12 protein-coding genes and 2 pseudogenes are annotated in these 14,278 nt (G+C 68.6%); 12 read left to right on the forward strand and 2 right to left on the reverse strand.

The features are described 5' to 3' along the window. Window positions 1-21 precede the first annotated feature (21 nt). From AB0D27_RS37370 to AB0D27_RS37385, 4 genes and pseudogenes are all read left to right on the forward strand, one after another. Window positions 22-3,888: a HEAT repeat domain-containing protein gene (locus tag AB0D27_RS37370; protein WP_362517740.1), complete on the forward strand. Its 3,867-nt coding sequence runs from the start codon at window positions 22-24 to the stop codon at window positions 3,886-3,888. Window positions 3,889-4,050: 162 nt separating this feature from the next. After that, window positions 4,051-5,222, forward strand: a pseudogene (locus tag AB0D27_RS37375) (IS256 family transposase); the annotation flags it as partial. A 137-nt stretch (window positions 5,223-5,359) separates the two neighbouring features. Then, a pseudogene (locus AB0D27_RS37380) lies at window positions 5,360-5,668 on the forward strand (transposase); the annotation flags it as partial. Window positions 5,669-5,861: 193 nt separating this feature from the next. Next, window positions 5,862-6,200 carry a YciI family protein gene (locus tag AB0D27_RS37385; protein ID WP_362517743.1) on the forward strand — a complete coding sequence of 113 codons (339 nt, stop codon included), beginning with the start codon at window positions 5,862-5,864 and terminating at the stop codon, window positions 6,198-6,200. A 742-nt stretch (window positions 6,201-6,942) separates the two neighbouring features. Here AB0D27_RS37385 and AB0D27_RS37390 read toward each other — a convergent pair. Together AB0D27_RS37390 and AB0D27_RS37395 are read right to left on the reverse strand one after the other, a co-directional pair. After that, window positions 6,943-7,164 (reverse strand): DUF397 domain-containing protein, encoded by a 222-nt coding sequence (locus AB0D27_RS37390; RefSeq protein ID WP_362517746.1) that lies wholly within the window; start codon window positions 7,162-7,164, stop codon window positions 6,943-6,945. Next, window positions 7,161-8,030, reverse strand: a complete 870-nt coding sequence (locus AB0D27_RS37395) for a helix-turn-helix transcriptional regulator (protein ID WP_362517749.1) — start codon at window positions 8,028-8,030, stop codon at window positions 7,161-7,163. Before AB0D27_RS37395 ends, AB0D27_RS37390 begins: the two co-directional genes overlap by 4 nt. Before the next feature lie 206 nt (window positions 8,031-8,236). On the opposite strand from AB0D27_RS37395, the gene AB0D27_RS37400 reads away from it, so the two are divergent. From AB0D27_RS37400 to AB0D27_RS37435, 8 genes are all read left to right on the forward strand, one after another. Further along, a complete protein-coding gene (locus AB0D27_RS37400; protein WP_362517751.1) occupies window positions 8,237-8,692 on the forward strand; it encodes an ATP-binding protein in 456 nt (151 codons plus the stop codon). Window positions 8,693-8,788: 96 nt separating this feature from the next. Beyond that, window positions 8,789-9,034 carry a hypothetical protein gene (locus AB0D27_RS37405; RefSeq protein ID WP_362517754.1) on the forward strand — a complete coding sequence of 82 codons (246 nt, stop codon included), beginning with the start codon at window positions 8,789-8,791 and terminating at the stop codon, window positions 9,032-9,034. A 163-nt stretch (window positions 9,035-9,197) separates the two neighbouring features. Continuing rightward, a complete protein-coding gene (locus AB0D27_RS37410) occupies window positions 9,198-10,094 on the forward strand; it encodes a glycosyltransferase (RefSeq protein ID WP_362517757.1) in 897 nt (298 codons plus the stop codon). Next, on the forward strand, window positions 10,091-11,008 hold the full coding sequence (locus tag AB0D27_RS37415; protein WP_362517760.1) for an aminoglycoside phosphotransferase family protein: 918 nt from the start codon (window positions 10,091-10,093) through the stop codon (window positions 11,006-11,008). The genes AB0D27_RS37410 and AB0D27_RS37415 overlap by 4 nt, the downstream gene beginning before the upstream one ends. Further along, window positions 11,005-11,739 carry a glycosyltransferase gene (locus AB0D27_RS37420; protein ID WP_362517763.1) on the forward strand — a complete coding sequence of 245 codons (735 nt, stop codon included), beginning with the start codon at window positions 11,005-11,007 and terminating at the stop codon, window positions 11,737-11,739. Before AB0D27_RS37415 ends, AB0D27_RS37420 begins: the two co-directional genes overlap by 4 nt. 17 nt (window positions 11,740-11,756) lie before the next feature. Then, a complete protein-coding gene (locus tag AB0D27_RS37425; protein ID WP_362517766.1) occupies window positions 11,757-12,638 on the forward strand; it encodes a PIG-L family deacetylase in 882 nt (293 codons plus the stop codon). Next, complete coding sequence (locus AB0D27_RS37430) at window positions 12,635-13,249, forward strand: hypothetical protein (RefSeq protein ID WP_362517769.1); 615 nt, start codon at window positions 12,635-12,637, stop codon at window positions 13,247-13,249. The genes AB0D27_RS37425 and AB0D27_RS37430 overlap by 4 nt, the downstream gene beginning before the upstream one ends. A 2-nt stretch (window positions 13,250-13,251) precedes the next feature. After that, on the forward strand, window positions 13,252-14,278 hold a 1,027-nt coding region (locus tag AB0D27_RS37435; RefSeq protein WP_362517772.1), incomplete at its 3' end, for a glycosyltransferase.

Here is a 14,278-nt window from a genome sequence, read left to right on the forward strand (position 1 = left end):
CTGTGGACCAAGGGGTAGAGGATGGATGCGGCTCGCGTCGTCGAGGTGTGGGTCCCCGCTGCTGGGCGGGTGGGTAGTGGCTACCTTCTTGCTGATTGCCTGGTGCTGACGTCCTATCACGTCGTGCAGGGCCTGGCGCCGGGCGATGGGGTTGAGGTCCGGCCCCTGGAGGTCCCGCAGCACACACCCTGGCTGGCGGCGACGCTGTGCTGGCCCCACGACGCGATGGACCTGGATGCCGCACCCGAACAGGACGCCGCCCTCCTCGTGATCGATGCCCCGCCCACGGGGGCTGGCCCGCTGGTCGGGATGGTCCGCTTCGGCCAGATTACCGGCCAGGACCGGGTCCCCTGCCAGGGTCTGGGCTTCCCTGATGCGGAGGCACGTCCCGGCAACCGGCGCGACACCATGCCCGTGCGCGGGCATCTCGATGCGTTGCAGGCGCGCAGGTCCGGGATGCTGACCGTGCATGTCGACGAAGGCATCGTGCCCCGCCGCCCGGCCCGCGGATCGGGCTGGGCGGGCAGCTCGGGCACCGCCTTGTTCTGCGGGTCCCTGCTCGTGGGGGTGCTGGCCACGGACCGCGCCCTCGCGGATGACGCCAGCGTCCTGGGTGCGGTGCCCATCACCGCACTCGCCGATCTTCCGGGTTTTCAGGAAACACTCACCGCCCATGGCGTCGACCTGCGACTCGAACGTGCCAGTCCGGCCGCGCGGCGCCTGGAGACCTACCTGGCCGCCGCCCGCCGCGCCGCGAGTGAGCATCCGTATGCGGGCGTTCTGCCAGGCACCACTCCGCCGTTGGCCGCCGTGTACCTGCGTCAGCAGATTCGCCGACTCGGCGATGAATTCCGCGCCAGTCGCGAGGTCTCCACTCCTGCAGCGGGAGCGACGCCCGCCGACGATGTCCTGGCCGACCCGCCAACCTGCGTGATCCTCTCCGGGCCTGGTGGTGGCAAGTCCAGCCTGCTACGTACCCGCCTCGCCTCAGGTGTCGAGCGCTGGCTGGACGGCCGCGGCGAAAACGTGCTGCCGGTGATGGTTCCGGCCGCTGCATTGGTCGCACCGACCTTGACCGAGGCGCTCGCGACGGCCGTGGCGGCAGACCTCGGCCTGGTGGAAAAGCTCCCCGCCGCATTCTTCGAGACCTCGCCCCGGCCGGGCGCACGCTGGCTGGTGCTCGTCGACGGCCTCGACGAGGTTGCCGACCCGATTCAGAAAGGTAAGGTCCTGGGCAAGTTGGCCCAGGCCACCTCCGGCGAGTATGCGTACCTGTACCGGTTCGTCATCGCCACCCGCCCCCTGCCTGGCAACGAACTCGACACCCTCGGCACGGGCGTGCCCCGCTACGAGCTGCAGCCCTTCGATGACCATGATCTGGAGAGCGTCGCTCGCCGTTGGTTCCATGCCGCTTCCCTGCCGGATCCCGTAGGCACCGCGCGAAGATTCGTCCAGGCGTTGGACCGAAGCCAGCTGGCCGAGCTCGCCCGCGTTCCGCTGATGACCGCGATGCTCTGCCAGCTTCACGCCGACGCCCCCGACCAGCCCTTGCCCACCAGCCGCGGCCACATCTACCGCAAATTCATCACGCTGCTCCTCAAGCGCCAACTATCCGCAGACGCGCCTGGTGCACGCCACCCCGGGTTGGAGCGTTATCCCCATGCGAATGCCCAAGCCGACCTGGTTCTGGAAAATCTCCTTGACCTCATTGCCTTCCTCGCCGCCGAACGCCATTCCGGAAACACGCTCCCGGCAATCGTCATCGCGCAGACCTGGTCCAAAGCGCGATGCCCAAGGGACGTACTTGCCGAGGACTGGCGTACCTTCCTGGACAGTTCCCTACGTCGCAGCGGCCTGCTCACCACACAGGATGACGATCTCGTCTTCCTCCACCAGACCCTCCTGGAGTACCTGGCCGCCCGCCACCACATGGACGATCCGCACACCGGTAAGAAAGCCCTGCGAGACGTCTTCCACCAACGTTCTAAGTACCGCCCCGCTGGCTCCGTTGTGGCCAGAATGCTGCCGGTGTCGGGCCGCAAGTACTGGGGGCTCCCTGAAGGAGAACTCTCATACGTCGGATTCCTCCTCGACGGAGCACACCACAGCGGCCTCACCACGGGAGTCCGGTACCTCCGCCGACTGACCAGAGGACCATCCCCCCGCTTGGAGATCATGGTCGACCTTCACGGCCTGGGCACCACCATCCCCAACGACGTTCTTCGCACCACTGCCGACCGCCTGCACCGCCTCGCCCGCCGCACCAGGATCTACACCAAGCAACGCATCCGACTGGCCAAGGCGCTGGTCGACCTCGGCGACGCGCGCGCCGCCGACCTCCTGTACACCCTCGCCCACGACACCACCCTCGACTTCGACCGCGTGCAGGTAGCAGAGGCGCTGGCCGGGCTAGGGGATCCCCGTGCCGCCGACCTCCTGCATACCCTTGCCCACGACATCACGCTCGGCGGGTCAGGCCGTGTGTCGGCGGGCAAGGCGCTGGCCGGGCTAGAGGATCCCCGTGCCGCCGACCTCCTACATACCGTTGCCCACGACACCTCCCTCAGCGGCTGGGACCGCGTGCAGGCGGCCGAGGCGCTGGCCGGCCTGGCCTTCACCGAGGGAACGTGGAGCGCAGATGGATTCACTGATTGGTCCCTCTCCCGTTCACGGTGCGGGGACCCGAGCGCCGGAAACCTCTTGTACGCCCTTGCCCGTGACGCAACGCTCGACCGCTCCTACCGCCTGGAAGCCGCCGAGGCGCTAGCCGCACTCGGCGACCTGCGCGCCGCCAGCCTCCTGCACCCCTTCGCCTCCCACACCACTCTCGACACCAGAGACCGCGTGAAGGTGGCTGAGGCGCTGGCCGGGCTACGGGATCCGCATGCCGCCGACCTCTTGCACGCCCTCGCACAGGACATTGACCTGGATGGCATTGCCCGCGTGTCGGCGGCTAAAGCGCTGACGAGCCTCGGCGATCCCCGCGCCGCCGATGTCCTGCACGCCTTCGCCCATGACCTTCGGCTTCGCGACTCCGCGCATTCCCACCGTTTCTCCCCTAACGTGTGGGCGGCTGAAGCGCTGGCCGGGCTACGGGATCTCCGTGCCGCCGACATCTTGCACGCCCTTGCACACGACATCGACCTGGATACCTCCCACCGCGTGTTGGCGGCCAAAGCGCTGACGAGCCTCGGCGATCCCCGCGCCGCCGATGTCCTGCACGCCTTCGCCCGCGACTCCACGCTCCCCAAGTTGGAGAGTCACCACCGCATGTGGGCGGCCGAGGCGCTGGCCGCGCTCGGCGATCCCCGCGCCGCCACTGTCTTGTACGCCTTTGTCCGCGATTCCACGCTCAACATCAACGAGCGCCGGTCGGCGCCTGAAGCGCTGGCCGCGCTCGGCGGCCCCCGCGCGGCCGACCTCCTGTACGCGCTCGCCCGCGACACAACACCCGCCCGGGGGCTGGCGGCTGAGGCACTGGCCAGCCTCGGCGACTCCCGCGGCACCCAGCTCCTGCACAGCCTGGCCCGGGACACCACGAGCAGCAGTTGTGTGCAGGCGGCTGAGGCGCTGGCCGGGCTACGGGATCCCCGTGCCGCCACCCTCCTGTATGCCCTCGCTCGTGACACCACCCTCGACGGCAGTGACCGGATCCGGGCGGCTGATGTGTTGACCAGGCTCGGCGACCCCCGCGCCGCCGACCTCCTATACGCTCTCGCCCGCGACGCCACGCTCGGCTTCAGTTACGGCATTCCGTCTGTCTCCCTCAACGTGCGAGCGGCTGAGGCGCTAGCTCAGCTGCGGGATCCCCGCGCCGCCGACCTCCTTACTTCAAGAGTCGATCGCCTTTTAAATATCTTTCGACGAGGCCGTCACGGCCTCGCGTGAGCGCGATGGTGTCCCGCCGAATGGTGTAGCCGGTCGAGGGTCGTGAACGCGCGGGTGTCTGCCCGGGGCGTGCATCCACTGCTGCTGCCTGCTCCCTGAACAAGGGCAGGCCATCGCGCAAGTCTCCCTGGTGAACGGGCAGTTCGACCGGAGGAGTGCGCGATGGCCTTGTCCCAGTCTGACCTGATACGGCTGCTGGAGTCACTACGTACGGCCGACGGAGTTGAGACGATCAGGGTGCTGTGTGAGCGCATCCTGCAGGAGCTCATCGAGGCTGAGGCGACCGAGGCCATCGGTGCCGCCCCGGGCGAGCACTCCGACCAGCGCGCCACGTGGCGCAACGGGCACCGCGAGAGGCTGCTGACCACTCAGGCCGGCGACCTCGACCTGAAGATCCCCAAGGTGCGGACCGGGTCGTTCTTCCCCTCGCTGCTCGTGCGGCGCCGGCGCATCGACCGGGCCTTGTTCGCCGTGGTGATGGAGGCATACGTGCACGGGGTCTCGACCCGCTCGGTGGATGACCTGGTCAAAGCCCTCGGTGCCAGCAGCGGGATCTCGAAGTCGGAGGTGTCGCGGATCTGCGGCGAACTCGACGCCGAGTTGGAGGCGTTCAAGGAACGGCCGCTCGATCACATGGTCTTCCCCTACGTCTTTCTGGACGCCACCTACTGCAAGGCCCGGGTGAACCACCGGATCGTGTCGCAGGCCGTGGTCCTCGCGACCGGGATCTCTGCCACCGGGCACCGCGAGATCCTCGGTCTGATGGTCGGTGACAGCGAGTCGAAGCCGTTCTGGACGAAGTTCCTGCGCAGTCTGCGGGCCCGTGGCCTGGACAACGTCCAGTTGGTCATCTCTGACAGCCACAGCGGTCTGGTGGCCGCGATCCGCACTGTCTTTCTCGGTTCGGCCTGGCAAAGGTGCCGCGTTCACTTCGTGCGAGACGTCTTCGGCGTGATCGAGAAGGGCTCGGGGGAGATGGTGGCAGCCACCATCCGCACCGTCTTCGCGCAGACACCGGGGAGGCCGTCCGCACCCAGCTGAATGTCGTCGCCGACATGCTCGGACGACAGTTCCCGCAGGTCAAAAGCATGCTGCTGGACGCCGCGACGGATATCACCGCGTTCGCTGACTTCCCGCCCGCGCACTGGAAGAAGATCTGGTCCACGAACCCGCTGGAGCGGCAGAACCGGGAGATCAAACGGCGGGCCGACGTCGTGCAGGTCTTCCCCAATCCTGCCGCTCTCGACCGGCTCGCCGCCGCGGTTCTGGCCGAACTCCACGACGAATGGCAGGTCTTAGACCGCCGCTACCTCTCCGAAGCCTCCATGGCCGAACTCCACACCGCCCAACCCGCCGACGACGACCGCCAGCTTCCCTGCAGCAGGAACCGAATCAGCTCGGCCAGTGACTACACCACTCGGCGGGACACCACCCCGGTCGGACGTGAGTGCCCACCCCTTCGAGGCGGCAGCTGGTCGAATGGCCCGCCGGCGCCGACGCGCCGACCGATTACTGGCTGTCCAACCTGCCGGCCGACACCCCGATCGCCGACCTGGTCCGTCTGGCCAAGGTCCGCTGGCGCATCGAGCACGACTACCGCGAACTCAAGCACGGCCTGGGCCTGGACCACTTCGAGGGGCGTTCCTGGCCGGGCTGGCACCACCACGTCACCCTCGTGACCGCCGCCCACGCCTTCCTCACCGAACAGCGCCTGGCCCCAAAAGTGCCCGGGCCTGTCCCACCCTCTACCAAGTCCTCGACGCCCTCCAGGCCGTCCTGAGGTGCTGGACCGGCGTCTGCACCACCTGCCAGCAACCCCTGCCCAGCGCGCAGCACTCAAGACCGAGATCGACATGGACCTAACGGAGTCCTAGCGCCTGTTTCAGAAGCCAGGGGGAGTGTCGGTTCTGAAGGGAGGCGTTCGTCGTAGGGTGAGAGGCGGCCGAAGGAGGCCAACGCCAAGGGAGCCATGTATGACGCGGTACCTGATCTCGTTCGATGACGGCGCGATGACCTTCCCCGAGGAGGAGTTGCCCGAGGTGGCCGAGGCCTCGCACGAGGTGGTGCGTAAGGCTCAGGACGCCGCTGTGTGGGTCTTCGGTGGTGGAGTGGAAAGGCAGCAGGCGAGCGTCGTGGCCACCGACGGGACCGTCACCAACGGCCCGTATCCGGAAACCAAGGCGGTGCTCGGCGGGTTCTCGATCATCGATGTGCCCTCACGTGAGGACGCGCTGGGGTGGGCTGCCAAGATCGCTGCCGCGTGCCGCTGTGCGCAAGAGGTCCGGGAGATCATGCCCGACCCGACCGTCTGATCGAAGACGACCCGCCGCGGCTGGGGCCTGGTCCGCGCGCGACGGCGGGCAGACAAGCTGCCCGGCTAGTGAAACCAGGGTGCGCGGCGGGCCCGTGCCGCATGCGTTCGGCACGGGCCCCGCCCGGACCCAATTCCATCGGCAGATCATGCCGTCGATCACCGCTGTCCGCCAATCTCTATTGGCGGCACGCGGGCCCCGGACGGTGCCTGAGTCCAGTCCGCTCAGCGAGTGCCTGGTGCCGGCCGCGTTGGGGAGTCCATCCAGCGGACCAACTGCGGCATGTATTGCAGATGGTGACGATTCAGGTGCGGTGCTGGACGTCGCGGAAGCAGGGGCGGCCGACGGCTGTCTGTTGTGCTCGGAGGCGGTCTCGGCCGCGTTGATGAGGGTGGTCGCGGCGTCCATGAAGGTTCCTTCGTAATCGCCGGTGTCATCGAACTGGTCACCGATATGGATGCTGAGGTCGCCGAACTGGCTTTCGAAGAAGTCGAGTTGGTAGTCGGTGGCCGGCGCGAGGAGGTCCGTCGTGGTGTGGCGTGGCCCCGCCGGGCCCGAGGTGGAGGCCCCAGGCGGAGATCTGCCGGTGCTGGTCTGCAGGGATGCGGGTGGAGTCCGTCGTTGCACTCCATCCTGGCGGGGGTGTGGCAACGCAGGAGTGAGCGGGTAGGGCTTGGATGCTGCAGCGGCCGTCTTCCCTCGTTTGGATCGGGGGAAGACGGCCGCCGTCTACATGGCGCGGTCAGAGTTCTCCCGCGATCACGCCTTCGCAAAAGGCGGACCATCCGGCTGCGGTGTAGCGCATGGGCTTCAGGTCGGGTCGCTTGGAGTCCCGAACGGCCTTGCCGCCGCCCGGGAGATCGGTGACCTCAACACAGTTGCCTTCTCCGCCGCTGGCGGACGCCTTGCGCCACGTGGCGGCGGAGAGGTCGTGGGCGTAGAGCTCCGCCTTGGGACTGTTCACGTACTTTTGCCTTCTTCCATCCGTTTGATCAGTGCCAGAGAGTCGTCCACCGACATCGCGGCGGCGACGATTCTCTCGAAGGCGCCGGCGAAGGTCTTCACCGCGCCGACGCCCTCGACGTAGCTGTTTCCCAGCAGGTTCTCAACGAGCACGACATCAGGGGTGGGGCCAGGGAAGTTCACCACGGTGAACCCGCCGACGGTGCCAGGGTGCGGCGTGGCGTTCAGAGGCATGATCTGGATGGTGATATTGGGCATCTCCGCGACGTCCAGGAGTCGCCGCAGCTGTTCGCGCATTGTGGCGGGGCGGACGGCGAAGCGCTGGTGGAGCACGTTCTCGTGGATGATCGCCCAGACCTCCAGGGGGTTGTCAGGGCGGGAGATGACGGCCTGGCGGGCCTGGCGGACTTCGACCAGTGCGCCGACTTCCTCGGGCGTGCGGGTCACCGCGTTGGCGGCGATGGTCTCGCGGGCGTACGCGGCGGTCTGCAGGAGTCCCGGAATGAGCATCGGAGTCCACTCACAGATGCGCTCGGCGTCGCTCTCCAGCGAGATGTAGTCCGCGTACGCGGGGGTGACGACCCCGCTGTATGTCTGCCACCAGCCCTTCTTGCCCGCGTCGCGAGCCAGGTTCTCCAGCGCGGTGAATACGTCCGGCTCGCTGACGCCGTACGCCTTGAGGAGGTCGGTGACCGCCTTGGGCTGGATCTGCTGCTTGGCGTTCTCGATCTTTGAGAGCTTTGGGACCGTCCACCCCATGGCGGTCGCCGCGTCCTCCAGGGTCATCCTGGCGTCGTTGCGGATCTGCTTGAGCGTCGAACCGAGGCGGCGGCGACGCACGGTGGGCACCAGCGGCTGGTTAGGCATATGCGCAGTCTCGCACTCCCGTAGGAGGCAACAGGAGGTCCTTGTCCGAATAACTTCCTCGATTAGGTAGAAAGCTTGCGCCCAGATTGAGAAACACGTCATCCTTCAGGAGGAAGGCGCTACCGGCGGTCAACTTCCCGCTGCATGGCGTTACTTGATCCCAGTGCTGGCGGACGTCGTGCCGCAGGCGGGAAGGGGCATGCCCCATGGCGACAGTGGCGGTGGCCGGTCCGGGTTTCTATCTCCAGACACGGCAGAGCGGCTTCGCCGTGCACATAAGCGCCAGCCAGGAGCATCTCCAGCGGGTGCGCGAGCTGGCCTCCCAAACGCTGCTCCAGGCCGGTGTCGGCGAGGACACCGCGGAGAGCGCCCAGCTGGTGGCCTCGGAACTGGTGGGCAATGCCGTGCGAGCCTGCGGCGATCTGGTGCCGCTGGTCGTCGAGGTGGACACCGCCGAGCTGGGCGTGTGGGTCAAGGTCCACGACCCGGACTCCGGCCACCTGCCCTGCTGCTGCGAAGTGCCGATGAACGACGCCGATGCAGAGTCCGGCCGTGGATTAGGACTGGTCGACGTCCTCGCCCCGGGCTGGGATGTCATCGCCACCCCGACCGGCAAGCAGATCCGGGCCCAACTGCCGTACGGGGAGGGCGATCATGCCTGAGCAGATACCTGTTCCGCTGCCATTCCGGGTCGAGTTCGACCCGGCCAAGCGGGAGGTCGTCGTGTCGATGACGTACGGCGTCGGCCCCATCAGACGATGCGGCGCAAGGTCATCGGTTCGCTGGAAGCGCTCGTGATCGCGATCGCCGAGCACCGCCACGAGGCCTTCCTGCAGACGCGCCTCGCCCAGACCCTGGCCCAGACGGGCATCTCCCGTCTCGGGGCCGACCCTGCCCGTCTGAATGCCGCCGTGCGCTCGCTCGTCGACCCCACGAACGCCACCCCGCTGGGGACGCTGCTCTACGGCACACCCCCGCCCGGCAGCGCCTCGGCCGAGCTGTAGGACCAGGACACCGGCGCCGTGCCCCGGCACGGTGCTGGCGCCAATTCAATTACTTACGCCTGATGTTCGTGCCCGGCCGGCGCCTTTGCGTCGTGCGTCGGCGCGGTTTCGTGATCACACGTTGCTGTCTTGGCTCTTCCCTTGGAGCCCTTGGAGGACTTCGGTGTACGCGATCGGCTTATGCATCGACGAGCGTTACATGCTTCCCGCGCTGGCCACGGTCTCCTCCCTGGCGAACGGGCTGGGGCCGCGGGAGCGCAAGGGGGTGGCGCTGCGGGTCCTGGCGTTGGACTTGACGCCCGCCCACGCCGTGACGCTGGCGCAGTTCGCCCGGCGCCTCGGCTTCGGGTCGTTCGACATCCGGTGGTGTTTCCCCTCGGCAGCCTCCCGGCTGGTGGATGACGAGTACATCAGCATCACCACCTATCTGCGGTTTCAGTTCACGCCCGCGTTCGTCGGCTGCCCCTACCTGATCTACATGGACTCCGACGTCCTCGTCCGCGGGGACCTGTCGTCTCCGCTCCACAACCTGCCTCACGGGCAATTAGGCGCCGTGCAGGACGAGTTCAACCCGCAGGTCGGCGGGACGGGGCGCGCTCTGCCCGGGGTGGCCGAGCGGTGGCCGCAGCTGGGGGAGCGCGCCTACTTCAACGCCGGCGTGCTGTGGATGCCGGTGGCGATGCTGGCCTCCATCCGCACCGGGGTCGAGCAGGCACTCGTCAGCGGCCGCCGCCACATCCTCCACAACGACCAGGACGCGTTGAACCTGTGGCTGTTGTCCTCCCGCGCGGTGCAGCCGGTCGACGCGGTGTTCAACCGGTTCGAACTGGGGCGCTTTTGGGAGCGCGGAAACTGGGTGCGGCGGGTGGTTGACCGGCCGGTGCGCTCGGACCCGGACGCAGTGCTGGTGCACTTCGTCGGGCCCGAGAAACCATGGCAGGCCGACTGCCCGGCCACAGAGGACGTCCGCGAATACCGGGCCCATCTGCGGGCCACCGTCCGCCACATAAACCGCATGGGCGAGCTGGGCATCGAGGCGGTCGCCGGCGGTGCCCGATGACGGCGACCAGGGTGGAGCCAGTGCTCGCCCGGGCCTGCTTGGAGCTGCTGTCGGCCGACGCAGTCTCCTCCCAGCAGCTTAATACGGGGTCACGCTCGGCCGTCTACCGGGTAGCCCTGGCCGACGGGCGCTGGGTGATCGTGAAGGTGTTCTCGGACACCGCCCGCCGCAACGCGATCAGCGAAAGCAGGGTGATCGAGGCCGCCAAGGGGTTCGTCCCTGTCCCGGCGGTGCTGGGCTGCGGACCTGTCCACGGGCACCCTGCAACCGCGCTCGTCACTGCGGATCTCGGAGACCTCACGCTGGACGGGGCCGTCAAGGCGGGCCGTATCGCCCGGCAGCAGGCGCTGGAGCACCTCGGCGTCCTGCTGGTCCGCTTCCACCAGATCCCCGGTACCCGGGCCGGCCTCCCGGTGCGGCCGTTCACCGAGCATGTGACATGGCTCGCCCGCCGCTGTTCGACCGAGGTGATGAACCGGCTCGAACCGGCCCTGGAAGTCATGGCGGACCGCTGCGCGGACTCGGGCCGTCTGATGCTGGGCCACGGCGACCTGCACGGCGACAACATCCTCATCCCCGATCGAGGGCCGGGGGCCGGGCTCCTCCACGTCATCGACTTCGCCCAGAGCTCGCTGTGCGTCCCGGAGTTCGACGTCGCCCAGACCCTCACCGTCACCCAAGCCGTGGATCCGGCCGAACGCCAGCAGGTCATCGCCGCCTACGGCAACGGACTGGATGAGCCACTGGTGGACGCCTCGGTCGCCTTCCACACCGTGCGCTGCTGGGTCCACGCGAACTTGACCCGTGACGAGCCAAGCCGCCAGCAGTGGGCAGCCCGCCTCCACCGGGCCACCGAGCGCACCCCGCACCTGTTCCGCACGCCCACCCCCATGGATGAAAGGAGCCGGTGGTGAACACTCCTGTTCTGTCGATCGTGATCCCGGCATTCAACGAGGCCGCCTATCTGCCCCGTTACCTGCCGACCGTCAACAAGTCCCTTCAGCAGTGGGAGGAGACGAGCGGCGAGAGAGGCGAGATCATCGTCGTGGACAACGCCAGCAGTGACGACACCGCCCGCATCGCTGCCTCCCTCGGCGCCCGCGTCATCCACGAGACGGCCCGCAACGTCGGACAGGTCCGCAACACCGGCGCGGAAGCTGCCCGGGGCCAGTGCCTGTTCTTCATCGACGCCGACGTCGCCATCCCGGCCGAGGCGGTCACCACCGTGATGCACAAGCTCACCTCCGGCTGGCATGTCGGCGGCGCGATCCCCCCGCTCTACACGCCCAAGCGGCTGGGCGCCCGGCTGCTATGCCGATACTGGGACGCCTACCGGCGTCGGCACCGCGGCGCCCAGGGCGTCGACCAGTTCTGCACCACCGCCGCCTTCCACGCGCTCGGCGGGTACCGCACGGACTGGTTCATGAGCGAGGACGTGGAGTTCTTCGCCCGCCTGCGCCAGTACGGCGACCTCACCCACCAGCCCGTCGTCCTCATCGACGAACTGCGGGTACGGCCCTCGACCCGCCGCTACGACCAGTGGCCGACCTGGCGGATGGTCTGGTGGCAAAACCCCGTCACCGCACGCCTGCGGCCACATTCCGCCGCGTTCTGGCGGCACTGGTACCAGTCCACCGTCCGCTGACCCGGAGGCGAACTCCCATGCCGCTGCTGCCCGCGCCCGACGCCTCGGGCATCTACACCTTCCCCACCGACCTGATCACCGCTCACCTCGCCTGGCAGGAACACCTCGCTACCCGCACAGCGACGACCAGGATGTTGGAGGTGATGGCGCCGCACCGCGGCGCCCACTACGCCATCGAAGAGCGCACCCCCGCCGGCCGTCCGGTGATTGTCATCGAGCCGCACCACGACGACTTCGCGCTGTCGGCGTCCGGGCTGTTCCTGGCCCGGCCCCGCCCGCTGACCGTCATCACCGTCTTCACCCGCTCCAAGAGCGTCCACCCCGCTCTCGAGGCCGCCTACCCCAGCGTGGAGGCGGTATCTGCGCTGCGCGAGCGTGAAGGCGCCGAGGCCCTTCGCCCCTTCGGAGCCAGGCAGCATCTGCTGGGCCGCAAAGACGCCGACCCACCCTACCGGGCCTACGACCCGATGCGGCTTGAGGAGATCACTGAGGAACTGCGAGCACTGCTGGCCGGGTATCCGGAAGCGGAGCTGCTGGCCCCGGCGGCGGTGACCCGGCACCCCGACCACCTCCTGGTCCACGAGGCCGCCCGCCGCCTGGGCTGCCGCTGGTTCTTCGAAGACCTCGCGTTCTGGTCCACCTACGCGCTGTCCGTCTGCGACCAGCACCTGTTCAGAGCCCGCACCGGCAGCAGTCTCGTACCCGAACTCGCCGATATCACCGACGTATTGCTCGACAAGGTCACGCTGCTGCACCTGCACGGCTCCCAGATGCACCCCGCCTCCAAGATGTACCGGCCTATCCGCCATGCCTGGACGCTCGCCGCCGACCTCCTCGACCGCCCGCACCAGCCCGGTTCCGCGTACGCCGAACGCTTCTACCGACTGGAGACGTCATGACGGTCCTCTGCCTGGAAGGCCCCTCCTACGGCGGGAAGACCACCGCGATCGGGCGTCTCCGTGGCACCCCCGCGATCGCCCGCGCGACGGTCATCTTCGGCTGCTACGTGCGTCACCTTCGCGACACCCATGCGATCCCTTCTCCCCGGACCGGCTCGGCGGCCGACCAGTTCGCGGCGTTCGAGACATTCATGTGTGCCGAGGCCGACCGCGTCGCCCAGGCCGCGAAGAACCCGGGTCGGCTGGTCATCCTGGACCGCTCGGTGGACACCCTGATGGCGCACGCCTTCGCCATGGACCAGCTCTACGGCTTCGGAGTGCACGCCCAAGTCCGCCGACGCCTTAAGGAGCTGCCGCACCTGCGGCCCGATCACACGATCTACCTCGACGTATCCGCGCAGACGCTGCGGCGGCGCCGGGCCGTGGCCCGTCATGGGGCCGAGGCGGAGTACTTCCTCCACGACACCACGTTCCTCGCCCACGCCCGGGCCTACTTTGTGGACAAGCCGGTGCCGCCGGTCACCCGCCGGATCACTGTGATTCCGGCCGACGGCCCGGCGGACAGCGTCGCCAAGGCTGTGCGGGCCCTGGTCGAAGCAGAGGAGAGGTGACCGTGCCGAGTGTGCTGTTCGCCTGGCGCCGCACCCCACCGCCGCTGCTGATCGGCGGGGCCGAGGTCTCCCAGCAGCTTCTCGCCGAGGAGTTCGCCGCCGCAGGCTGGCGGGTGACCTATCTCGGCTCCCACGAGGCCCCCTGGAACCGCGCCAGCGAACTCCCAGCCCTGCGTCGGCACCTAGCCACCCACGACGTCCCGTGCGAGGTACGGCAGCAGGAAGTGCGCTACGCGTGGAACGGCGTGCGCTGCCGGGCCGTGGCCCAGGACTGGATCCACTCCGCCTTCGCCGCCGCCCTCGCCGAGCTCTCACCCGAGCTGGTGATCACCGCGCAGGAAGGGGCAGCCGAGCTGGCCGCCCAGGCCCGCCGCACCACCCAAGTCGCGGCCTGGCTGCACTCGGTCTCCCCGACCAGTCTGAACGTTGTCCACGGCCGCCCGCACAGCGCCTTGGCCGTTTCCCGGTTCGTCTTGTCTCGGGCCCGAGCGCATACGGGGACGCGGGCGGTGCTGCTGTATCCGCCCTTCGCCCGGGTCGCCCTGGGGCCCGAGCCGGCCGGTGACGCGGTCCTCATGGTCAACCCCGTGCCCCAGAAGGGCGCCGCCCTGCTGCACCAGGTCATCGAGTGCCTGCCTGCCCAGCAGTTCACCCTGGTCGAGGGCTGGTGGGACACGTCTGGTGAGTTCGCCGGCTACCCGAACGTCACCTACGTGCGCCGCACCTACGACATGGGCCCGCTCTACACACAGCACCGGCTCCTGCTGGTGCCCTCCACCGTCGAGGACGCCTTCCCTCGCGTGATCATCGAGGCCGGTCTGCACGGTTTGGCGAGCCTGGGTGCCGACCGCGGCGGGATCCCCGAGGCGGTGGGCGACGGCGGCCTGCTCCTGCCCGGTGATGCCGGGGTGGCGGCGTGGGCCGCCGCGATCGAGGCCGCGCCGGATCCGCTGCTGGGCAAGCGGGCACGCGAGCAGGCCACCCGGTTCACTCGCCCGTGCCTGCCCGAGCTTCAGGCTGCCGGGGTCA

The sequence above is a fragment of the Streptomyces sp. NPDC048415 genome (assembly GCF_040651675.1).
Taxonomy (GTDB): domain Bacteria; phylum Actinomycetota; class Actinomycetes; order Streptomycetales; family Streptomycetaceae; genus Streptomyces.